The organism is Kitasatospora cystarginea (genome assembly GCF_039533515.1).
In the GTDB taxonomy this organism is placed as follows: domain Bacteria; phylum Actinomycetota; class Actinomycetes; order Streptomycetales; family Streptomycetaceae; genus Kitasatospora; species Kitasatospora cystarginea.
This window is the reverse complement of sequence record NZ_BAAATR010000042.1, coordinates 34,516-58,375: the sequence shown is the minus strand read 5'-3', so window position 1 is coordinate 58,375 and position 23,860 is coordinate 34,516. Positions and strand designations below refer to the sequence as shown.

11 protein-coding genes are annotated in these 23,860 nt (G+C 72.6%); 4 read left to right on the top strand and 7 right to left on the bottom strand.

What is annotated here, in order from left to right:
• The first annotated feature begins 474 nt into the window (after positions 1-474).
• The 3 genes from ABD369_RS32860 (at position 475) to ABD369_RS32850 (ending at position 3,229) form a co-directional block, all read left to right on the top strand.
• Positions 475-1,629 (top strand): ParA family protein, encoded by a 1,155-nt coding sequence (locus ABD369_RS32860; RefSeq protein WP_344640268.1) that lies wholly within the window; start codon positions 475-477, stop codon positions 1,627-1,629.
• The gene (locus tag ABD369_RS32855) at positions 1,626-2,873 is read left to right on the top strand and encodes a ParB/RepB/Spo0J family partition protein (protein ID WP_344640267.1); all 1,248 of its coding nucleotides are present in this window, start codon (positions 1,626-1,628) and stop codon (positions 2,871-2,873) included. Before ABD369_RS32860 ends, ABD369_RS32855 begins: the two co-directional genes overlap by 4 nt.
• Positions 2,874-3,025: 152 nt before the next feature.
• A complete protein-coding gene (locus ABD369_RS32850) occupies positions 3,026-3,229 on the top strand; it encodes a hypothetical protein (protein ID WP_344640266.1) in 204 nt (67 codons plus the stop codon).
• A gap of 269 nt (positions 3,230-3,498) precedes the next feature.
• Here the strand turns inward: ABD369_RS32850 and ABD369_RS32845 are convergent, their stop codons facing one another.
• A complete protein-coding gene (locus ABD369_RS32845; protein ID WP_344640265.1) occupies positions 3,499-3,702 on the bottom strand; it encodes a hypothetical protein in 204 nt (67 codons plus the stop codon).
• Positions 3,703-3,731: 29 nt separating this feature from the next.
• Complete coding sequence (locus ABD369_RS32840; protein ID WP_344640264.1) at positions 3,732-4,364, bottom strand: hypothetical protein; 633 nt, start codon at positions 4,362-4,364, stop codon at positions 3,732-3,734.
• Positions 4,365-4,606: 242 nt separating this feature from the next.
• Between ABD369_RS32840 and ABD369_RS32835 the strand changes: the two genes are divergently transcribed.
• The gene (locus ABD369_RS32835) at positions 4,607-4,933 is read left to right on the top strand and encodes a hypothetical protein (protein ID WP_344640263.1); all 327 of its coding nucleotides are present in this window, start codon (positions 4,607-4,609) and stop codon (positions 4,931-4,933) included.
• 59 nt (positions 4,934-4,992) lie between these two features.
• Here the strand turns inward: ABD369_RS32835 and ABD369_RS32830 are convergent, their stop codons facing one another.
• From ABD369_RS32830 to ABD369_RS32810, 5 genes are all read right to left on the bottom strand, one after another.
• Positions 4,993-5,895, bottom strand: coding sequence for a thioesterase II family protein (locus ABD369_RS32830; protein ID WP_344640262.1), 903 nt, complete (start codon positions 5,893-5,895; stop codon positions 4,993-4,995).
• 25 nt (positions 5,896-5,920) lie between these two features.
• The gene (locus tag ABD369_RS32825; protein ID WP_344640261.1) at positions 5,921-13,213 is read right to left on the bottom strand and encodes a hybrid non-ribosomal peptide synthetase/type I polyketide synthase; all 7,293 of its coding nucleotides are present in this window, start codon (positions 13,211-13,213) and stop codon (positions 5,921-5,923) included.
• 62 nt (positions 13,214-13,275) lie between these two features.
• Positions 13,276-18,984 (bottom strand): amino acid adenylation domain-containing protein, encoded by a 5,709-nt coding sequence (locus ABD369_RS32820; protein ID WP_344640260.1) that lies wholly within the window; start codon positions 18,982-18,984, stop codon positions 13,276-13,278.
• Positions 18,977-22,813 carry an amino acid adenylation domain-containing protein gene (locus tag ABD369_RS32815; protein ID WP_344640259.1) on the bottom strand — a complete coding sequence of 1,279 codons (3,837 nt, stop codon included), beginning with the start codon at positions 22,811-22,813 and terminating at the stop codon, positions 18,977-18,979. Before ABD369_RS32815 ends, ABD369_RS32820 begins: the two co-directional genes overlap by 8 nt.
• A 2-nt stretch (positions 22,814-22,815) precedes the next feature.
• A complete protein-coding gene (locus tag ABD369_RS32810; protein WP_344640258.1) occupies positions 22,816-23,859 on the bottom strand; it encodes a TauD/TfdA family dioxygenase in 1,044 nt (347 codons plus the stop codon).
• Position 23,860 lies beyond the last annotated feature (1 nt).

Here is a 23,860-nt window from a genome sequence, read left to right as displayed (position 1 = left end):
CCTGGGTGGGCTGCGCACGCAGCTCGGGCCGGAGCAGTGGGAGGGCCCGGATCCGCTGAGCGTCCTTCAGCAGTTTGAAACCGTACTCCTCCGCGATGTCGAGGACCCCGACCACCCACTGGGCGAGGTTGTCGGGCCAGCCTCCTTGTGGAGCTCACGCTCCCGAGCGCCCTCCGCAGCGCACCCTTGGTGAGGATGACGTGGTCCTCCGCCGCCGATCCGAGCCGGTTGATCTCGCGCAGGGGGCGTTTGCGAGAGCCGGCTGCTCCTGCCGCGTGCCGTGCCGGTTCATGTTGTCCGCGGACAACATGGCGCGCGCCAGTCTGTACGGGGCACAAGGTTCTGGCCATGGGCCATTGCACGGCTTGATGTGTTGTCCGCGGACAACACATTCCGCTACTGGGTATCAATACATAGGTAACAAAGCGGACGTGTCGCTGTCTAAGCTGCCCGTGCGGTTAGTAAACTCCCCCCATGACCGCCCCAAACATGGCTGAAGATCGAGACAAGGTAGTTACCAAACTCCCCGCCCAGCTGCGGCGCGAGCTGAAGATCCGTGCCGCCACGGTCGGCGTCGACATCCAGGACGCCGTGACCGAAGGCATCCAGGCATGGCGCGCCGCCGACCGTCCTCTGGGCCTGATCGACACCGCCCGCAGCGATTCCTTCTCCACCTACGTCCCCTCAGCTCTCTACAAGGGCTTCCGGGAAGACTGCTCCCAGCAGGGACTGCCCTACAACCAGGGGCTCGCACAGGCGATCCGGCTGTGGCTGGACGCCCACCCCTTGCCGCAGCGAGCCCGGATGGCCACCGGACCCCGACGGATCGCCTTCGGCAACCAGAAGGGCGGTGTCGGCAAGACCGCGATGTCGGCCGGCGTCGCACAGGCGCTCGCGGAGATGGGGTACCGGGTCTGCATCGTCGACTTCGACGCCCAAGGCCACCTCACCAAGCAGCTCGGGCACGACCATCTACCGATCAAGAGCGACAGCCTGGTCAAGAACATGGTCGGTGACCGCGCCTCCGACCTGCGGGACCTTCTGATCGAGGTCGACGGGGACAGCTTCGGCAGCCGCCTCCACCTGCTGCCCGCATGCACCGACGGATTCCTCCTCGACGCCAAGCTCGCCACCAGCCGCGAGGTCCGCGTCAAGGAGACCGCCCTGGAAAAGGCCCTTGCCGAACTCGAGCAGGACTTCGACTTCGTCATCATCGACTGCCCGCCCAGCCTCGGCTACGCCATGGACAACGCCCTCTACTACGCGCGCAAGCGCGACGGCGAACCGGACGGCAGCTCCGGCATCATCATCCCGGTGCAGGCCGAGGACTCCTCCGCCGACGCCTACACCCTCCTGCGGGAGCAGATCGACTCCCTCTGCGGAGACCTCGGCATCGTCATCGATGACCTCGGATTCATCGTCAACCTCTTCGACATCCGGAAGGGATACGTCGTCACCTCCTCCCTCGAGGGATGGAAGTCCCTGGGGCACCCCGCAGTGATCGCGGTCGTCAACGAGCTGAAGGACCAGCGGGAGGCGGTCCGCAGCAAGACCCCCCTCCTCATCTACGCACCGGACGGCGAGCAGTCCGAGATCATGCGGAACATCGCACAGAGGATCGCAGCATGAGCAGGGTCGCAGACCGCGTCGGCGCCGGAGCATTCGCCAGCCTCGCCCGGCAGCCCCTCAGCGAACGCGGCCGGGCCAAAGCCCAGGCCGCCGGGCTCATCCCCGACTACGAGGTCCAACGGCTCGACCTCGCCAAGGTCGCCACCTGCCCGATGAACCCCCGCCGCAACTACGGCACGGACGAGGACCGCGCCAGGCTCGGGGAGAGCCTCGCCCGCAAACAGACCACCGCGTGTGTGGCGGTCACCCGGGCCGCCTACCTCAAGCTGTGGCCGAACCACGAAAAACTGATCGAGCCCACAGCCGAGCACGTCCTCCTCAACGGCGAACGCCGCTACCGCTCAGCCCAGCATGTCGGACTCGAAGCCCTCGACTTCGTCGTCCGGGACGACCTGGCCACCAGCCAGGCCGACTTCATGGACTACCTCCTGCTCGAGAACGAAGACCGGGAGAACTTCGACATCATCGAGCGTGCCCGCGGCCTCAAGCAGCTGCTGGACGCCTGCGACGGCAACGCGGCCGAGGTCGCCCGCCGCCGAGGAAAAGACAGGTCCTGGGTCGGCAACCAGATCGCCCTGCTCACCTTGCCCACACTGATCCAAGAGCAACTGGTCAGTGGACAGCTCGCCGAACGGTACGGTCGCCGCCTCGCCCGCGCGTACAAGGACGACCGCTCCCTCACCTCCGCCGATCTGCTCGCCCTCGCCGAGAACATCAAGGAAGAGGAGCGCGCCAAGCGGGAACGCGACAAGCAGCTGAGGGCAGCCGCGAAGACGGACGTGTTGTCCGCGGACAACACGACTGTGCCGACGCCGATGGTGCCGAGCCAGCAGGAGCCCGCCCAGGATCACCCCGAGGCGGTGTTGTCCGCGGACAACACCGTCGCCAACCCAGAAGTCCCGGCCGCTCTGGTGCAGCAGCAGGGCACGGTGCCGGCCGTGACCGTGTTGTCCGCGGACAACATGCACTCCTCCATGCAGGCTCTCGATGACTCCGTGCCGGCTGCAGCTCTCGCAGATCAGAGCCCTGCGACCGTTGGGGTGGTGTTGTCCGCGGACAACACCATGCGCAGTGAGGCTGCGGCCGCTGCGGCTTCGTCCGTGTTTCGGCCGTCCGGTCCGTCGGCGGTCGAGCTGGTCCGGGCTCTCGGAGCGAGCGCGGCGGAGCGAGCCGCGACCCTTCGAGAAGGCCTCGACAAGGCCGAGCTCAGGGCGCTCCTCGAGGAGCTGTACGCCGATCTCTGAAACCGAGAGGACCAGGAGGGGGGGTGTTGTCCGCGGACAACACCCCCCTCTCGTTCGTCCCGCAGGTTGCTACAGCTCCATCAAGATGTTGTCCGCGGACAACGTGACTCTGTAGCTCCTTTGGTGCCCAGCCAGCAGGAGTCCGCCCAGAGGTGGTGTTGTCCGCGGACAACACCATGCGCAGTGAGGCTGCGGCCGCTGCGGCTTCGTCCGTGTTTCGGCCGTCCGGTCCGTCGGCGGTCGAGCTGGTCCGGGCTCTCGGAGCGAGCGTGGCGGAGCGAGCCGTGACCCTTGGAGAAGGCCTCGACAAGGCCGGGCTCAGGGCGCTCCTCGAGGAGCTGTACGCCGATCTCTGAAACCGAGAGGACCAGGAGGAGTGGATGTTGTCCGCGGACAACACCGTCGCCAACCCAGAAGTCCCGGCCGCCCTGGTGCAGCAGCAGGGCACGGTGCCGGCCGTGACCGTGTTGTCCGCGGACAACATGCACTCCTCCATGCAGGCTCTCGATGACTCCGTGCCGGCTGCAGCTCTCGCAGATCAGAGCCCTGCGACCGTTGGGGTGGTGTTGTCCGCGGACAACACCATGCGCAATGAAGCTGCGGCCCCTGCAGCTTTGTCTGCGTTTCAGCTGTCCAGTCCGTTGGCGGCCGACCTGGACCGCACTCTCGGAACGAACGCGGCAGAGCAAGGGATGCGGTCCCACTTCCCCGCCGCGCCAGCGGCGGCCCTTTCCGACTCCTTGGCCTGGTCGGCGTCGTAGATGGTGCCCAGGTAGAACTGCTGGCGTTCGTTCAGCGCCGTCCAGACCGCCGTGAGGTCGTTTCCCACTGGCTCCCTCCTTCCTGGTCCGAGCCCGGTTACTGCCCGTTGGCGAGCCGGTACACGGCGCGGTCCGAGTCGGCCTTGACGATGAGTCCGGTCTCGGCGAGGTGGCGCAGGATGACGTCCGCACCCTTCCAGTCGGTTTCGAGGTCCTGGTTGGTAAGGATCTTGACGGCCAAGGACGCATCCCACCGCGTGTCCGTGCCGTGCCTGGTGATCGCCTTGCTGAGCGCGGCGCGGCGTGCGGTGGGAAGGGCGAGGACGGTGTCGCGGAACAGGTCGTAGATGGCGTGCGGAATCCTGTAGCCGACGACCTTGCCGAATCCGGGACCCTGGGCCTGGACGGGCGCTTCGATGGCGGCGGGCAACCAGCCTTCGCGGACGCCGCGGTCGAGGGCGCGCTTGAGGCCGGCGCTATGGCCCTTGAGGCTGCTGGAGCCGTCCTCGCCGCGCAAGGCATCGGCGGAGACGTAGCCGCCACGGCCAACGGCCTCTTCGAGGATCCGCTGAGCGCGGGGTGGCAGGGAGAGGTAGTAGCGGTCGATCCGGTCGCGGGTCCAGGTGCCGTCCGTTTCGACTGTGACGGCGTCGACGTAGGGGGCGAGGAAGGCGAGGAGCTTCTCGCCGAACTCGGGGGTGGCGTTCTTCACGGACAGGATGAGGTCCAAGGCGAGGCTCCGGTGCAACAGACGTGGATAGAGGTCCGATGAACGAGGTAGAGAGTAGCGCCCTGTTGTCACGTCAGCCCAGCGTCAATCCCCGTCCATATGGACGAGATGGAGTTGAGTGGTGCAGCGAGTAGCCGCCGCTCGATCGGGCGGCGGCTGTGTAGGACATCGCTTTGGCCAGGGGAACGTCGGCCCGGCGGTTGTGGCATGCCGACGCCGCCAGGGCATGCCACGGTTGATGTGTGACTAGCATCGCCGAAGCCATCGCCAAGCTGCCCGGCCCGCTGTTCGTGCCCGCGCGCTACCCGTACGAGTACGCCCTCGACCTCGCCCTTGATCACGACATCGTGCCAGCCGAATACGTCGAAGAAGCCCACCAACAGGCGCGCAGCGAGCTGCGATCGGGCATCAAGCGGGGCCCGGACCGGCGCGCTGTGCTGCGCCGGGCCGTTGTCCGTTGGTGTCGCGCGAACGGCGAACAGCTCGAGGATGTCTATGTGCTGATGGCCAACCGATACCTGGAGCTGCACTCCATCGACCGGCCGATCCCCACACTGCCAGCTGTGTGATGCTCGGCCTGTTCAGCGGGATTGGGAACCTGCTCGCCACAAGCCGGCGCTGGGCGGGGTCAGGACATCAGGTGGGCGCAGCACTGGGGAAGCATCAGGCCGAAGGCCTCCGTCGTGTCCATCACTGCTCCTTTTGGTCGGGTCGGTTCGTCGGGTCGGCCAGGCACTCCGCGCCGCGCTGATGGCCGCCGTCCGGCGGCCATCAGCGCGGCGCGGAGCGCGTCCAGGAGCGCGGTCCGCTCGCTGTGCAGGAAGAAGTGGTCCCCGGGCAGAACGTGGTGGGCGAAGCCGCCGGTCGTCTGCTCGTGCCAGAAGGCCACTTGGCCGGGCGGCACCTCCCGGTCCTCCGTTCCGGCGAAGGTCACGACGGGGCAGTCGAGCGGCGGTTCGGGCTGGTACGCGTACGTCTCGACGACCGAGAAGTCCGCGCGGATCGTCGGCATGAGCAGTTCGAGCAGCTCCGGCTCCGCGAACACGTCGTCCGGGACGGCCCCCAGGTCACGCAGCCGGGCCACCACGGTGTCGTCCGGCTGGTCGTGCACCTGTGGCTTCCGGCGCGGGAGCTGCGGGGCGGGGCCGGCGGAGAGGAAGAGGACGCGCGGCAGGTCGGCGCCGCGCCTGCGCAGCTCCCGGGCCAGTTCGAACGCCAGAAGGGCACCCATGCTGTGTCCGAAGAGCGCGTAGGGGACGTCGAGTTCGTCCGCCAGCGCGGTGGCGAGCGTCTCGACGAGCGGCCGCGCCCGTTCGAAGGCGTTCTCACCCCAGCGGGTCTGCCGGCCGGGCAGTTCGACGGGGCAGACTTCGACGTCGTCCGGGAAGAGCGCGGGCCACGCGGCGTAGGTCGAGGCCCCGCCTCCCGCGTACGGAAGGCAGAAGAGACGGACGGCCGGTGCGGCCGGGCGCCGCGCGCCCACGATCCAGCCGTGGGCGCGCGTCGCGCGGGGTGTTGCGGTTCGGTTCACCTTGAGGTCTCCGTGACAGATCGGCTCAGTCGGCGAGCAACGCCTGGGCTTCTTCCTCGGACAGTTCCTCGATCTCGGCGAGGAGGTGGTCCTCGATGACGAGCGCGGTGTCCGCCAGCGTCTGGCTGTCGAACAGGACACGGATCGGCAGCTCGGTGTCGAGCGCCTTGCGCAGGTGCACCACCGCGCGCATGGCCATGAGCGAATCTCCACCGAGGGCGAAGAAGTTGTCGTGGACACCGACGCGCTCGATCTTGAGCATGTGCGCCCAGACCTCGGCGACGGCCTCCTCTATCGGGGTACGCGGAGCCTCGTAGAGCGGCGTGGCCTCCTCGACCACCTGCTCGGGCACCACGAGCGCCCGTCGGTCGACCTTGCCGTTCGCGGTGAGCGGCAGTTCGTCGATCTCCACGTAGACGTCCGGCACCATGTACCGGGGCAGCTTCGTACCGAGGAAGTCGCGGAGGTCCTGCGGAACGTCGTGCGCGGTCTGCGGGACGACGAAGGCGACCAGACGCTTCGCGCCGCGCGGCTCCCCCTGGACCACGGCCACCGCCGCCCGGACGTCCGGGTGCTGCATGATCGCGGCCTCGATCTCGCCGAGCTCGATGCGGTAGCCCTGCACCTTGACCTGGAAGTCCTCGCGGCCGAGGAACTCGATGTCGCCGCTCGGCAGGAAGCGTCCGAGGTCTCCGGTGCGGTAGAGGCGCCGGCCGGTCTCGGGGTGGACGATGAAGCTGCCCTTGGTCTTGGCCTCGTCGTGCAGGTAGCCCTGGGCCAGACCCACGCCGCCGATGTAGAGCTGGCCGGGCACCCCGGTCGGGCGCGGCCGGAGCGCGTCGTCAAGGACATGGAACGTCTGGTTCCGCATGGGCCTGCCGTACGGGATGCTCGGCCAGTCGGCCGGCACCTCGCCGATCGGGTAGAGGATGGACCAGATCGACGCCTCCGTCGCACCGCCGAGGCTGACGACCTCCGGGGCGCCGAGCACCCGCCGGATGCGGTCCGGCAGCGTGACCGGCAGCCAGTCGCCGCTCAGCATCACCAGCCGCAGCGCCGTGCTGGTCGCCTCCTTCACGCTCATGTGCTCGACGAGCAGCTCCATCAGCGCCGGCACGGAGTTCCAGAGGGTGACCCGGGCCGTCTCCAGCAGGTCGAGCCAGGCCGCCGGGTCGCGGTGCGCGCCGGCGTCGGGCATGACGACCGCACCGCCGACCGCCAGCGGGCCGAAGACGTCGTAGACCGACAGGTCGAAGCTCAGCGACGACAGGGCCAGGACGCGGTCGTCGGCCCCCACGCCGAAGCGGTCGTTGATGTCCACGATCGTATTGAGGGCGCCGCGGTGGTCGATCATCACGCCCTTCGGGAGACCGGTTGAACCCGACGTGAAGATGACGTACGCGAGGTCGTCCGGCGTGGCGGGACCCTCCAGTCGCAGACCGTCGGCCGCGCGCTCCTCCAGGGGGAGTTCGTCGACCCGGAACACGGCCGGGACACCGGCGAAGCGGTCCTCGCCGCCCTGTGCGACGCGGCCCTGGGTGAGGACCGCGCGGGCCTGGCCGTGTGAGAGCAGGAGCCGGATGCGCTCGTCGGGCAGTTCGGGGTCGATGGGCAGGTAGGCGGCGCCCGCGGCGAGGATGCCCAGGACGGCGGCGCACTGCTCCCAGCCCTTTTCCATCACCACCGCGACCAGGTCGCCTGGCCGCACGTCGAGGCCGGTCAGGCGCCGGGCGATGCCGCCGGCCCGCGCCGCCAGTTCCCCGTAGCTGAGGGTGCGGCCCGGGGTGACGACGGCGGTGCGCTCGGGCGTCCGGGCCGCCGTGGCGAAGAACGGTGTGTGCAGCAGCCCCGACGGGAGCGGGCCTTCGGTGCGGTTGTACGCCTCCCGCTCGGCCAGTTCGGCGCCCGGGACGAGCAGGGGCGTGCGCCGGCTCCAGTTGTCCTCGTCCCGCGCGAGCCACTCCAGCAGTTCCAGCGTGGCCGCGTGGATCGCTGCGACGAGACCCTCCGGGAAGAGCTGCTCGACCGCGTCGATGTCGAACGCGAGCGCGCCGTCGACCTCGTAGACCTGTGCGTCGATCCAGACCTGCGGGGTCTGCGAGATGCTGTACGCCACCTCGCCGATCGGGGTGTCCTGGCCGTGGTCGAGGAAGAGGCTGGTGAACACGACCGGCATGGCCGCCGCCGCGTCACCGCGTGCCTTCTTCATCTCCCGTATGACGCGCACACCGCTGAACACACGGTGGTCGATGTCGGTGATGAGCCGGTCCCGTACGGCGCGGGCACGCGCCTCGAACGTGGCCTCGCTCGCCGCGTCGACCTCGAGCAGGGTCACCGAGGTGAAGTCGCCGACGATGGCGTCCACCTCCGGGTGCAGCGGAAGCCGGTTCGCCATAGGGAGGTTGAGCGTGAAGCGGCGGTTCTTCGACCAGGTGGCCAGCGCCTCGCTGTAGGCCGTCAGAAGCAGCGCCGTGGGTGTGATGCCGCGCTGAGACGCCCGGCCCTTGACGCGTTCCCAGGTGTCCCGGGGCAGCAGGCCCTCCACGCGCTTGAAGCGCGGGGAGTCGACGGTGCGGGGGTCGCGGGCCAGCGGGAGTTCCGGGGCGAGAGCCAGGGCCGGGATCCGCTCCCGCCAGTAGGCCTCCGCACGGCGGTACAGCTCGGAGGACTCCAGGCTGTGCTCCGCCAGCACGTAGTCACGGAAGGACAGTTCGAGCGCGGGCAGCTCGACGTCCGGCCGCTCGTAGAGGTGGGCGAGTTCGCGCAGCAGGACGTTCGAGGCCCGGGCGTCGGTGACGAGACCGTCGATGCTGTAGTGCAGTCGGGTGTGGCCGCCGTCGAGGACCGAGGCGCGCAGTTCGAACAGCGGCCATCGGTCGGCCTCGAAGTTCTGGTGGGACATGGCCGCGCGGATGCTCTCGAGAGCCGCGTCCGCCTCGTTCCCGGGCCGTCCGCGCAGGTCCTCCGTCTCGATGACGTAGTCGGGGACGTCCGTCAGGATCTGTTGCTCGCCGTGCGGGAGCACGACGGCGCGGAGCATGCCGTGCCGCTGGATGAGCCGGCGGAAGGCCCGTTCCATCCGGGGCAGGTCCAGGTCCTGGACGTCGAACTCCTCGTACCCGTGCATGCCGACGTTGCCGATCTCGAAGACGCCGGTGCGGCCGATCCAGTACGCCTGCTGGACGTCCGTCAGCGGGAAGGGCACCCCCTCGTTGGCGGGGTCCGGCACCACGGTCGGCAGCGCCTCCAGCAGGGTGTCCCCGGCCTCGGCGCGGGCGGCGCGCACGGCGGCGGCCAGACCGCGGATCGTCGGCTCGCCGACGAAGGTGCGCAGCGGGACCTCGACACCGCAGACCGTACGGACCTGCGCGACGAACTGGGCCGCGAGCAGGGAGTGTCCGCCGAGCTCGAAGAAGTTGGTGTCCGGGGCGATGTCGGGGACGCCGAGGAGGTCCGAGAAGATCGCGGCGACCTGGCGCTCGGTGTCGTCGGTGTGGTCCGCGCGGGCCCCGCAGGTCGCGCCCTGCGGGGCCGGGGCGGTGCCCGGTGCGAGCTCGGCTGACGGTTCCACGACCGCCTGGCAGCTGCCGGGGGCCGCGCCGACCACGCGGGCCGCCCACCGCTCGACGGCGGCGTGGTCCGCGCGCGACCAGACGAAGCCGGTCCACGGGATCTCGGACTCGCGGCCCACCAGGGCGACACGGGTCTCGACGACGGCGGCGACCGGCGAGCGGGACGGCTCGAAGCCGGCGTCACCCACGAGGTGGACCTCGCAGGCGAGCACGGTGCCCGCGGGCGCCTGGGCGACCGCCGTGGTGGCGTGCTCGAGTGCGTCCAGCACGTCGGCCCGCAGGGCGTTCGCGTCGAGCAGCACCAGGAGGGTGGACGGTACGACCGGGGCGGCGGGCAGCGGGGTCACCGTGCCGCCCGCACGGATCAGGGCCCGGGTGAACACGGTCGCGACCGGGTCGTCGCCCGTCGACGTGTAGTGCGCACCGGCGTGTCGGCCGGCGTCGGTGCCGGTCGCCGCGCCCAGAGGGGCCAGCTCGGGCACGAAGCGGTGGCCACCGCGGAGGGCGACGACGGGTTCCACGAGCGTGCCGTCGAGTTCCGCGAGCAGCGCGGTGGTCAGGCGGCGGGCGGCCGCGGCCGTTCCGGGTACGGGCACGTCGAGGAGCGTCCGGGAGCCCGGCCGTCCGGCGTGGGCCCAGGCGGTCAGCGCGCTCTTCCCGGGCACGAGCGGTTCCTCGCCGGTGACGTCGAGCGCGCCGGACACCATGGTGACGAGCCGTGCGCCGTCGTCCCCGCGTGCCGTGACGGCGCGCTCCAGCGCCTCCAGCTCCTCCAGCGCGTGGAAGGCGTCGGGCTCGGCACCGGTGCCGAGCAGCGCCGCGTGGACCACGCCCGCGATCCGCTCGTCCGCGGTGAGCGTGGTCTCCAGGAGCCGGGCGCAGTCGTCCTGGGTGCCGACGGCGCCGGCCGGGACCTCGATCACCCGGGAGCGGGTGTCGTGCAGGCGCTCGGCGAGGCCCTGGAGGGCGCCCACCTGGTCCGTGACGACCAGCCACGCGGCCGGTGCCGTGGCGTCGTGCGCGGCCGCGGGGCTCGCCGGGCCCACCCGGCGGAAGCCGCGCACCGCGAGTCCGTCCGGGTTCGCGCGCGCCGTGCGGGTGCCGCGCGGCGGGTCGACCCAGTACCGCTCGCGTTCGAAGGGGTACGTCGGGAGCACAGTGCGGCGCGGCGTCTCCCCGTCGTGCAGCGCCTCCCAGGCGAGGGGTGCGCCGAGGCGCCACAGTTCGCCGGCGGCGGTAAGCATCTCCTGCTCGGCGTCGGCGTCCGGGCCGGCCGACGGCAGCGAGGCGACCGCCCCGTGCGCGTCCTTCCCGGCGCGGGCGAGGCCCGTCAGGACGTGGCCCGGGCCGACCTCGAGCAGCGTCGCGCCGGGGCGGCTCACCGTGCGCAGGCCGTCACCGAACCGCACGGTGGAGCGCAGATGGCGGGCCCAGTACGCCGGGCTGGTGGCCTCCTCGTCGGTGACCCACGTGCCGGTCACGTTGGACACGAAGGGGATCCGGGGCGCGGCCAGGGCGACGCGTGCGACCTCCGCCTCGAACGCGTCGGCGGCGCCGTCCATCATGCGCGAGTGGAAGGCGTGCGAGGTGCGCAGCCGCTTCGTGGTGACCCCGCGTTCGGCGAGGCGCGACTCGACGGCCTCGACCGCCTCGAAGGGGCCGGAGACCACGCACTCGCGCGGCCCGTTCACGGCGGCCAGGACGGCCTCCGCGCCGAGGAGTGGCGTGACCTCGCTCTCCGGCAGCGGCACCGCCGCCATCGCACCGGCGGGCGCGCCCTGCATCAGCCGCCCGCGTACGGCGACCAGGCGCAGCGCGTCCTCGTACGCCATGACGCCGGCCAGGCATGCGGCGACGAACTCGCCGAGGCTGTGTCCGAGCATGGCCGCCGGGCGGATGCCCCAGGAGGCCCACAGCCGGGCGAGGGCGTACTCGACGACGAAGAGGGCGGGCTGTGCGTACTCGGTCCGCCGGATCTTCTCCTGGGCGGTCTCCCGCTCCGCGTCGGCGGGGTACAGCAGGTGGCGGATGTCCTCCCCGAGCACCGGCAGGAGGATCTCGGCGGCGCGGTCGACCTCCGCGCGGAAGACCGGCTCACGCTCGTACAGGGCGAGACCGGTGCCGATGCGCTGGGCGCCCTGTCCGGGGAAGGTGAGGACGACCTCGCGGTCCCGGTCCGTCTCGGGCCCGGCGGAGTGCGTCGGGGCGGGCCCGCTCAGGGCCTCGGCCGCCTCCTGGATGCTGCCGGCCACGACGAAACGGCGGTACGGCAGGGTCCAGCGGCCGTGCTGCAGGGTGTGCGCCACGTCGTCCAGGCGCTCCTGCGGGTGGGCGCGCAGATGGGCGGCGAGCTCCGCGGCGGCGGTGTCGAGCGCGGTGGGCGTGGCGGCCGAGAGGGGCAGCACGTGCCGGCCGCGGCCCGGCCCGGCGGCGGCGGGGGGCCGCGGCGCCTCCTCCAGGATCAGGTGGGCGTTGGTGCCGCCGATCCCGAAGGAGCTGACACCGGCGCGCAGCACGTCGCCCTGCCACGGGGCGAGTGCGGCGTTGACGTAGAACGGGCCTTCCTCCAGGCCGAGTCGCGGGTTCGGCTGCGTGTAGTGGAGGGACGGCGGGAGTTCCCGCGCCTTCAGCGCCAGCACGGTCTTGATCAGGCCGACCACACCGGCGGCGGTGTCGAGGTGGCCGATGTTGGTCTTCACGGAGCCGAGGGCACAGCGGTGCGCCGCGCCCGCGCCGGCGAAGGCGTTCTTGAGGGCCGCCACCTCGATGGGGTCGCCGAGCTGGGTTCCGGTGCCGTGGGCCTCCACGTACGAGACGGTGGCCGGATCGACCCCGGCGACGTCGAGCGCCTCCGTGATGACGTCGGCCTGTCCCTCGACACTCGGGGCGGTGAAGCCGACCTTGCGGTCGCCGTCGTTGTTGATGGCGGAGCCGCGGATCACGGCGTGGATCACGTCGCCGTCGGCGAGGGCGTCCGCGAGCCGCTTGAGGACCACGACACCGGCACCGCTGCCCGGGACGGTGCCGGAGGCACTCGCGTCGAAGGCCCGGCATCGGCCGTCGGCGGACAGGACGCCGCCCTCCTCGTACCGGTAGCCGCGCCGGTGCGGGACGACGGTCGCGCCGCCCGCGAGCGCGATGTCGCACTCGCCGCCGATCAGGGCCTGCGCGGCGGTGTGCACGGCGACCAGCGAGGTGGAACAGCCGGTCTGCACGCTGACGCTCGGGCCGCGCAGGTTCAGCTTGTACGAGACCCGGGTCGGCACGAAGTCCTTGTCGTTGCCGATGGAGGTCTGGAAGGCGCCGATGCGCTCGACGAGGCCTTCGTGGGCCAGCAGGTTGTGCCGCAGGTAGGCGCTCTCCCCGACGCCGGCGTAGACGCCGGTGACGGCGTCGGTGGCGTCCGAGGGCAGGCCCGCGTGCTCCAGGGCCTCCCAGGCGCACTCCAGGAAGATCCGGGCCTGCGGGTCGAGCATCTGGGCCTCGCGCGGGGAGAACCCGAAGAACCGCGCGTCGAACCGCTCCATGTCGTCGAGGACGCCGAGCGCGGGGCGGTGGTCCGGGTGCGCGAGCTCTTCGGGGGCCGCGCCGTCGGCGAGCAGTTCCTCGTGCGTGAGAGTCGTGACGCTGTCCACGCCCTCGCGCAGGTTGTGCCAGAAGGCGTCCGGCGTTCGGGCACCGGGAACCCGCAGTGCCATGCCGACGACGGCAACAGCGCCGGCGGGCAGGTCGTTTTCGTCGCTCATCGCTTCTGTCTCCAAATGGTCCGTCATCGGTGGCTTCACATCCGTCCGCGGCGTCTGCGCTGTCATCTCGTGTGCCTCCTGGTCCGCGCCGTTCGCGCGCCCTGCAGCTGCCGGCGGGCGGCGGCGCGGCGGCGCCCCTCGGCTCCCGTGGCCGCCGTGGGCCCGTCGCCCGCGGCGAGGTGCCGGGCGAGGGCGCGCACGGTCGGGTACTGGAACAGGTCGACCACCGGCACCGCTCTGCCGAGCGTCTCGGTCAGCCGCGACTGCACCCGCACGACGAGGAGGGAGTGGCCGCCCAGTTCGAAGAAGTTGTCGTCCACGCCGACGCGTTCGGTGGCGAGGACCTCGCGCCAGACGTCCGCGACGACGCGCTCGATGTCGCCCGTGGGTGCGTCCGGTGACGTGGGCGTCCGCTCCGAGCGCAGGGGGAGCGGCAGCGCACGGCGGTCGGTCTTGCCACGCTCATTGCGCGGGAGCCGGTCGAGCGTGACGACCACGGCGGGCACCATGTAGCCCGGCAGACGCTGCTCCAGGTGCGTGCGCAGCTCCGCCTCCGACGTGGCGCCGGCCAGGGCCACGTACCCCACGAGCAGCGGCCGGCCGGGCGTGTCCTCGCGCAGCACCGCCGCCGCGTCCCGTACCCGCGGGTGCGCGGCGAGGGCGGCCTCGATCTCGCCGAGTTCGATGCGGAAGCCGCGCAGCTTGATCTGGTCGTCCGTGCGGCCGAGGAACTCCAGTTCGCCGCCGGGGCCGCGGCGCGCGCGATCCCGGGTCGCGTACATGCGCTCGCCGGGCCGCCCCCAGGGGTCGGGCAGGAAGGACCCGGCGGTCCGCCCGGGGTCGCCGAGGTAGCCGTGCGAGACGCCGGGACCCGCGAGGTACAGGTCGCCCGGGACGCCCTGCGGTACGGGCCGCAGCGCATCGTCGAGCACGTAGGCGCGGACGCCGGGCAGCGGCCTGCCGATGGGGACGGTGCCGCCCGCCGCCCGGCCCGGCGGTGGGGCGACGGGCGGCTCGTGGACGGTCGCCGTGATGGTCGTCTCGGTCGGACCGTAGGCGTTGAGGAGGCGGATGTGCGCAGGCACGGCGGCCTGCCACTCGGCGAGCTTGCCGCCGTCGACGCGTTCGCTGCCGACGACGACGAGGCGCAGCGTCCGGCATGCCGTCGGCGGGTGCCGGTCCAGGGCGGACACCCACTCGTGCCAGTACGACCCGGGCAGGTTCAGCACCGACAGGCGTTCGTGCCGGGCCAGGGACATCAGTTCGTCGATGCCCGGCACGGGCCCCGCCGGCAGCAGGACGACGGTCGCGCCGCGGACGAGGCTCGCGAAGAGCTCCTCCGCCGCCACATCGAAGGTGAGCGACGCGAACTGCAGGACCCGGTCCTCCGCGCCCAGCCCGTACCGCTCGGCGACCGCCTCCAGCGTGTGCACGAGGTTCGCGTGGCTGACGCACACGCCCTTCGGGCGGCCGGTCGTACCGGACGTGTACAGGACGTACGCGGTCGCCGCGGGGCACGCGGCGTGCTCACCGGCGGGCAGGCCGGCCCCGTGCTCAAAGGCGTCCTCGACGGCGACGAAGGGCACCTCCGGGTAGGACGGCGCGCCGTCCGCACGTGATCCGAGGACCAGGGCGGCCCGCGCGTCGCGCAGCACGTGGCCGAGGCGCTCCGGCGGGGTGCCCAGGTCGACCGGGACGTACGCGGCGCCCGCCTTGAGCACACCGAGAAGCGCGACGGGCCACTCCAGGCAGCGGTCCATCCGTACGACGACGGTGTCGCCCGCGCCCACCCCCCGCGCGCGCAGGCGCGCGCACACGGCGTCCGAGCGTTCCCGCAGCTCCGCGTAGTCCATCGACCGGTTGCCGTGGACCAGCGCCGGGTGCTCCGGCGCGCGGGTGGCCGCGGCGTCGACGAGCCCGTGCAGCGTGACGGCCCGACGCGCCGGAGCCTCGGCCACCGGCCCGACCAGGGCGGTGAGTTCCTCGGCGTCGATCATCTCCAGGTCGGTCAGGCGGGCGTCGGGCGTGGCGAGCGCGGAGTCGAGGAGGGTGAGGTAGTGCCGCATCATCCGCTCGACCGTCGCCCGGTCGAAGAGATCGACGTCGTACTCCACCGAGCCGCACAGCTCGCCGGAGTCCAGCGACGCCTCCTCCCACACCACGGTCAGGTCGAACTTGGCGACCCGGCCCGCGCCTTCGCGCAGGGACACCGTCAGGCCGGGCAGCGCGCTGGTGCCCGCCGGCGCGTTCTGCATCGCCAGCATCACCTGGAACAGCGGCGTCCGGCTCGGGTCGCGCGGCGGCCGTGCCGCCTCGACGACCTGCTCGAACGGCAGGTCCTGGTGCTCGTAGGCGCCCAGCGTGGTCTCCCGCACCCGGGCGAGGAACTCCGCGAACGTGAGGCCGTCCTCCCAGCAGGTGCGCAACACCAGCGTGTTCACGAAGAAGCCGACGAGCTCCTCGAACTCCGGCCGGGTACGCCCCGACACCGGTGTGCCGACGCTGACGTCCCGTGCCCCCGCGTACCGGCCCAGGACCAGCTGGAACACGGCGAGGAGCGTCATGAAGCGGGTCACCCCGTGCGCCCGGCTCACCTCGCCCAGGCGCTCGGTGAGCCCGGGAGCGAGCCGCAGCGCGAACGCCTCCCCCGAGTACCGGGGGGCGGGGGGACGCGGGCGGTCGGTCGGCAGTTCCAGGCAGGCGGACGCCCCCGCCAGGCGGTCCTTCCAGTAGGCGGCCTGCTCGTCGCGCGCACCGGCGTCGAGGAACCGGCGCTGCCACGCCGCGTAGTCCGCGTACTGGGCCGGAAGGGGCGGCAGCGACGCGGCCGTGCCGCCCCGCGCCGCCGCGTACAGCGCGCCGAGGTCGCGGACGAGGACGCCCACCGACCATCCGTCGGAGACGGCGTGGTGCAGGGTGAGCAGCAGCAGGTGCCGCTCCTCGGCCAGCCGCAGCAGACGGACCCGGACCAACGGCCCCCGGGCCAGGTCGAAGGGGCGTTCCGCCTCGCTCCGCGCGAGGTCGTCCGCCGCGCGCTCGCGCTCCGCCGCCGGCAGGTGCCCCAGGTCCTCGACGCGCACGGGCACGTCCGCGTCCGCGTCGACAACCTGGAGCGGCTCGTCCCCGTCCGCCACAAGGCGGGTGCGCAGCGAGGCGTGGCGCCGCACGAGCCCCTGGACGCCCTCGCCGAGCGCGGCCACGTCGAGCGGTCCGTCGACGGAGAGCACCAGCGGCACGTTGTAGAGCGGGCTGCCCGGAGCGAGCCGGTCCAGGAACCACAGGCGCTGCTGGGCGAAGGACAGGGCGTGCGGACCGCCGCCGGTGGAGACGACGGCCAGGTGGGCGTCCCCACGGCGGGCCGCGGCGGCTCGCGCGGCGAACCCTTCGACGGTCGGTGCCTCGAAGACGGCGCGGACGCCGAGTTCCACGCCGAGCCGTGCCGCCACGCGTGCCACGGCCTGCGTCGCGAGGAGCGAGTGTCCGCCGAGCGCGAAGAAGTCGTCGTAGGCGGAGAGCTTCGGGACTCCCAGGAGGTCGCCCCAGACCCGCGCGACAAGTTCCTCAGTTGCTCCACGCGGCGCGACGTACGTCTCGGCCAGGACGCCGTCATCGTCCGACGGCGCGGGCAGGGCGCGTCGGTCCAGCTTGCCGTTAGGGGTGATCGGCAGTTCGGGCAGCGTGACGAACCGCGCGGGCACCATCGCCTCGGGCAGCCGAGCCGCGAGGTACGCGCGCAGCTCGCGCGGCGCGGCCCGGCGCTCGCCCGGGGGGACGACGTATGCGACGAGGCGCTCGGAGCCGTCCGCACCCTGCACGTCGACGACGGCCGCCCGCACGTCCGGGTGCGTGGAGAGCACGTTCGCGATCTCGTCGGGCTCGATGCGCACGCCCCGGATCTTCACCTGTGTGTCGGCGCGGCCCAGGTACTCGAGCACGCCGTCCTCGCGCCAGCGCACCACGTCGCCGGTGCGGTACAGGCGCTCACCCACGCCGAACGGGCTCGGCACGAACCGCTCCGCGGTCAGGTCGGGCCGCCCGACGTAGCCGCGCGCGAGGCCCGCGCCGCCCATGTGCAGTTCGCCGGGCACGCCGATGCCGGCCTCCCGGCCGCTCCGGTCGAGCACGTGCAGGCGGGTGTCGGCGATGGGCCGCCCGATGGGGACGCGGGCCGCGTCCGGCGCCGTGTCCACGATGTCGTACGTGCTGGCGATGGTGGTGCCCTCGGTGGGGCCGTACGCGTTCACCAGCCGCAGCCCGGGCACGACCGCGCGCAGGGCCGCCACGCGCCGCGGGTCCGCCGCCTCGCCGCCGAAGAAGAGGGTGCGCAGCGGGGCGAACATGGCTGGGGCGGTGTCCACGCACCGGTGGAAGAGCGCGGTGGTGAGCAGCATGGCGGTGACCCCGTGCTCATCGACACGGGCGCGCAGCAGGTCGGGCGTGAGCGCCTCGTCCTTGCTGATCCCGACCAGCCGGGCACCGTTCACCAGCGCGCCCCAGACCTCCCAGGTGGCCGCGTCGAAAGAGGTGTTGGCCACCTGCGCCACGACGTCGGAGGGCCCGAAGCCGAGGTAGCCCGCGTCGCAGACCAGGCGCACGATCCCGCGATGGGTGATCGCGACGCCTTTGGGACGACCGGTGGACCCGGAGGTGTAGAGCACGCACGCCTGCTGCTCCGGGCGCACCGCGGGCAGCTCCCCCGTGGTCAAGGAGAGTTCCGCAGGCGGCGCGCCCAGCTCGTCGGTCCGCAGGACCGGCACGTCGCCGGCGAGGGTGACGTCCCGGTCGGCCAGCACGAGGTACGCCCCGCTGTCCTCGACCATGTAGGCCAGCCGCGCCTCCGGGTGTCCTGGGTCCAGCGGCAGATAGGCGGCGCCCGCGGTGAGGACGCCCAGCATGGCGACGACGAGCGACGCCGACCGCTCCATGGCGAGGCCGACCACGCTCTCCGGCCCGACGCCTCGCTCGACGAGCCGGTGCGCCACGTGCGTCGCGTGCTCCCGGAGCCGCGCGTAGGTGACGGTTTCGTCGCCGTAGACCAGCGCGACGGCGTCCGGAGCGGCCTCGGCGCGGGCCTGGAAGGCGGCCACGACGCTGTCGGCGCGGGCCGCGCCCCCTTCGATTCCCCACGCGGCCAGCAGGGCGCGCTCCTCCGGGGTGGTGTGCGCCAGGTCCGCGACACGCTCCTCGGGCGAGGCCAGCGCGGATTCCAGCAGGGTCACGTAGTGCGTCGTCATCCGCGCGACCGTGGCGCGGTCGAGCAGGTCGCCGTCGTACCGCGCCGTACCGCGCAGCGCGCCCGGCCCCGAGCCTTCGGCCGGCGCCGCCTCCCAGGCCACGGACAGGTCCTCGGTCCGGAACAGCGGCACCTGGTCCGGGGTGTTTGACGCCTCGAGGGCCTGCGCGCCGTGCTTATGCACGTGTCGCAGGAACTCCGCGAAGCTCTGACCGTCCTCCCAGCGTGCCCTGACCGCCCGAGTGCCCGGGTCCGCGTGGGCGTCCCGTGGCATCCGCGGATCAGCGGCGACGCCGACGTCGATGGCGACGTCCCGCACCCCGGCGTACCGGCCCAGGACGAGCTGGAAGGCGGCCAGGAGCGTCAGGAAGCGGCTCACCCCGTGCTCCCGGCTCAGCTCGTCGAGGCGCCGGGCCGTGGCCGGCCCCAGGGTGAACGTGAGGGACTCGGTGCCGCGACTTTGCGCGGCGGGGGCCACCCGGTCCGCCGGCAGACGGAGTGCGGGCGGCCCGGCGACGTCCTGCTGACGTTCAGTCACGGGTCACCCGCTTCTGGGCCGTGGGCTCCTCGATGGCCCGCCCGACCAGGTCGGCGAGATCGCCGACCGCGGGCGCGCGCATGATGCCGTGGTGGTCCGCGTCGACGGAGGCGAACGCGAGGCCGGGCCCGACCAGGGCACGCCAGCCCCAGGTGCGGTCCTCGTCCCTCGGGGTGCCCGCAGGCTCGGCCCGGACGAGCAGAACGGGGTAGTCGGGAGTCCGGGTGTTCGGGTCCGTGTCCTCGGAAAGGCGTTCCAGAGCGGTCATGTTCGAGGCGTAGACGTCGAACAGCGCGCGCAGCTCGTCCTCTCCCGCGGTCGGCGGCAGATGGCCGTTGCTCCGCATGGCATCCAGCAGCAGCGCGTACGCCGCGGGTCCCGAGGGCAGCTGGGCGGGCAGGTCCAGCTCGTAGTGCCAGGCGAAGCGGCCGACGAGGACCTCCTCGGTCAGCGGCTGTACCTCCTCGCCTGCCTCGTCCTCCTCGTCGTATCCGGGGGCGGGGCAGTCGACGATCACCAGACGGGCCACCTCACGCCCCTTGAGGCGAAGCGCCCGGGCCGTCTGAAGCGCCATCAGTCCGCCGTAGCACCAGCCGATGATCACCGGCGGCTCGGCACAGGCCGCGGCGATCGCGTCGGCGTAGTCCGCGGCCATCTCGTGGAAGTCCTGCTGCGGCGGCCTGCCGTGCAGGCCCCAGGACTCGACGCCGTGCACGGGCCGGTCGGCCGGCAGCAGGCGAGCGAGTTCCCAGTAGCTGAGGGTGCTTCCGCCGCCCGGGTGGATGCAGAAGACCGGGGCGGCGCCCTGGGCGTGCCGCAGGGGCACCAGGTTGGAGTCCTGTCCCGCGCTGCCTCGCACGAGTCCGGCCATGGCGGCGACGGTCCGCGCGCTGAAGATCGAGGACATCGGAAGCCTGCAGCCGAAGGCGGCGTTGGTACGGGAGATCAGCTTGATGGCGCGCAGCGAGTGCCCGCCGAGCTCGAAGAAGTCGTCCTCGGGCGAGATGCCGTCCACGCCCAGGACCTCGGACCACAGGACGAGGAGCCGCTGCTCGACCGAGTCGCGCGGGCGACCGGCCCGGGTGCGCTGCGCCTCCACGGGCGTCAGGGCTTTGCGGTCGAGTTTGCCGTTGCTGGTCAGCGGCAGGCGTTCCAGGACCTGCCAGCCGGTCGGGACCAGGGCCGCGGGGAGCTCGCCGCCGAGCGCCGTCCGCAGATCGCCGGGCGACGGGGCGCTCTCGTCACCGGTTGCCACCACATAGGCGTCGAGGTGGGACACCAGGCCGTTCTCGTCGGTGCGCGCGACCACGGCCGCGGCGCGCACGCCGGGCTGCCGGTGCAGAAGCGCCTCGACCTCGCCGAGCTGCAGCCGGTACCCGCGCAGCTTGACCTGGTCGTCGAGGCGGCCGACGATCTCGACGCCCGCACCAGGCACCAGTCGGCCGACATCGCCCGAACGGTACGTTCCCCCGTCGACCGGCCAGCCGAAGCCCTCGCGTCCTTCGTCCAGTTCGGACAGGTAGCCGAGGGCGACGCCGGGGCCGCTGATCAGCACCTCACCGGGACACCACGGCGGCAGCGGCCGGCCCTCGGGGTCGGCGACGGTCAGGATGTTCCGCCCGAGGCCGGTACCCACCGGCACCGAGGAGCACCGCTCGTCGACCGGCGCCTCCAGCGGCAGGCAGGAAGCGCCGATGGTGGTCTCGGTGGGCCCGTAGTGGTTGAACACCCGCAGTTCCGGGGCGAGTTCACGTAGCCGGTCGTGCAGCCCGCGCGGCAGCGGCTCGCCGCCGAGCACCAGCACCTCCTTCGGGAGCAGTTCCCGCGGGTCGTCGGCCTCGGCCAGCAGCACCGAGAGGTGCGAGGGCACGAGCTTCATCGCGGTCACCGGGTCGGTCCGCAGCCGCTCGGCGAGCACCCGCGGGCTGGTGGCGACGTCGGTGTCGAAGAGGTGGACGCAGCCGCCGGCGGCGAGCGTGGGGAACAGGGCCGTGTAGGAGAGGTCCGCGGCCAGGGTGGACACGGCCGCGAACCCGGCGCCGTCCGGCAGCCCGAACCGGTGCAGAGCCGCCTCGGCGTAGTGGGCCAGCTGGCGGTGGCCGACGACGACGCCCTTCGGCCGCCCCGAGGTCCCCGAGGTGAAGATCACGTACGCGGCGCCCCCGGCGTCGGCGGGGCCGGACGTGAGGTCGGCGGGCAGGCCGTCCGGGTCCGGCAGGGGCAGCGACGGGACGGAGAGCGTGACACCCGCGGCGGCCCGGGGGACGAGGACCGGTGCGGAGCCGAGCTGGCCCACCACCGTCTCGACGCGCTCCGTGGGCCACCCGGGATCGACGGGCGCGAACGCGGCCCCGGCGAGCCAGGTGCCGATCATGGCGGCCAGCGTGTCCGCCGAGGCCGGGGCCAGCAGGGGCACCCGGTCGCCGGGCCGCACGCCCCGGGTCCGCAGCAGGGCGCCGACGGCCTCGGCCCGATGGGCCAGTTCACGGTAGGTCAGCGTCTCGTCGCCGCTGCGGACGGCGGCCCGGTCGGGCGTGCGCCGGGCCTGCCGGAGGAAGCGCTCCAGCACCGTCTCCCCCTCGCCGGGGAGTTCGGCCGGGGGCGCGGCCGGTGCGGCGGCGACCAGACGCAGCGTGCCCGCGGCCCGCTCGGGGTCGGCCAGGGCGTCGGCGAGAAGCTGCTCGTACGCCTCGGCAAGCGGTGCCAGGTCGTCGGCCGCGATCCGCGCGCCGGTGCCCGCGAAGGTCAGGAACAGGCGCTCCGGGCCCTCGGTGCAGTCCAGATGGAGCGTGCCGGGCGTCTCCGGCCTGTCGAGGCGTCCCGGTTCGGTGGCCGCGGCCCAGGGGTCCCGATGATGGCGGAAGGAGAGCACGGGGCTGGCGGCGCCGTCCCCGGCGCCCCGGGCGGCGCTCCGCGGGTCGCACCGGTACTGCCTCGCAGCGGCGTCCCGCAGGGCGTCGGCCGCGGCGCGCGCGGCGCGGGCGAACGACTCCTCCGGATCGAGCGTCGGCCGCGTGACCACCGGGCGCTCGAGCAGACCGGGCATGCCGCTCAGCCCGTCCGCGGAACGCCCGTCCGTGACCACCACGACCCGGTCGTCGCTGTGGTGGGTGTAGCGCGCGTACAGGGAGCACCACGCGGCGAGCAGCAGTGCGGCCTCGTCGACGTCCAGGTCACGGGCGGCGGTCCGCAGCCGCCGGAGCGCGGGGCCCTCGACCGTCAGGGACAGCGTCTCGGGCTCGGCGTCGGGGTTCCACAGGCGGGCCGGCGCGAGGAACGGGAGCGCGGTCCGCGTCCCGGCCGTCTCCTCCGTCTCCTCTGCGGTGCCCGACGGGTCGATCTCGTCGGCGAGCCAGCCGGTGACGTCGGTGTACTGGAGCCGCTCCTCGCCGGCCTGCGCGTCGGCGTCCTGGGGGGACTCGCCGAGCAGGAGACCGGTGATCACGCTCCAGGTCGTACGGTCCACGCTCAGCCGCGGCAGACCGAGGCGGAGCAGGCTGCCGTCCGGGCTGTCGGTGTGTTCCACCGTGAGCTCGCCGGCCCGCAGCAGCGTGCTGCCGAACGGACCCGGCGCCACGTCGACCGGTCCCGCCGCGTCGACCACCTGGACGGGCATACGCAGCCCGGGCAGGGTGACGTACCGGGTGCGCAGGATCTCGTACTGCGCGACCAGTGCTTCCATCCGCCCGGCCAGCAGGCTCGGGGCGATCGTCGACGCACAGCGCACGCCGTGCTCGGCCCGGTGGTCGGCGCCCTGCCGCAGGTACACCGCCTGCTGCTGGGGCGAGAGCTCGTAACCCTCGATCTGCTCGGGTTCGACCGCGGTCATTCTCATTCCCCCGCACATTCGTCGTGACGGCCGTTGTGCTCGTCGGTCATCGCCACGAGGACCCGGCGCGGGCCCTCGTACGGGTCCCGCCCGTGCGAGACGAGCATGTTGTCGATGAGCAGGACGTCGCCCTCCTGCCAGGGCTCGCGCACCGTCTCGGCGGCGAAGGCCGCGCGTACCTCGTCGAGAACGGCGTCCTCGATGGACTCACCGTCGCCGTAGTAGACCTGCCGCGGGATGTCCGCGGGGTCGCCTTCCAGCAGTTCGGCGCTCACCTCCGCGGGCAGGGCGGAGGTGTGGAAGAGGTGCGCCTGGTTGAACCAGATCTCCGCCCCGGTCACCGGGTGCCCGATCACGGCCTGGCAGATCTGTGAGGTGCGGAGCCGGTCGTCCCCGTACCAGGTGAACTCGATGCCCTGGGCCCGGCAGAGAGCCTCGACCTCGGCACGGTCCTCGGTCTCGAATGCCTGCTGCCAGCTCAGGTCGAACCCGGTCCCGTAGTTGCGTACGTAGCGCACGCCCCGCCGGGCGAACTCGTCCAGCAGCGACCGGTCCAGGCGGGCCGCGACCCGGCGGCTGTCCGCCAGCGGGGTCGCACCGCCCGCGGCGGCGGCCTGGTCGCAGTAGAACCACAGGTACGTCGGCCAGATCCGTGCGTAGGCCATCTCGTTGTGCTGCGGAATGGTCTGGTCGGCGGGGTACTCGGTGGACGTGTACACACCGGACACGTCCGAGCGGCTGCGCGGCGTGGATCCGTAGGTGTAGTTGAGCAGTTGGGGGGACCACTCCTTGACGACGGCGTGGAAGTCCGCGGCCCCTGACACGGGGAAGCCCCGGAAGAGCACCGCGCCGCGCTCGCCCAGCAGTTCCTCCACGCGGGAGCGGTTGCCGCGCACCCAGTGGGCGAGGTCGACCGAGGGCGCGGTGGGCTCGATCACGGAGATGACGGAGTGCGGGTCGTGGCTGACGGACACGAGTTCCTGCGTTCCGGACACGGCGACCCGACGGCGGATGCCCCGGACACTCGTGGGAGACGTTGTGGTCATG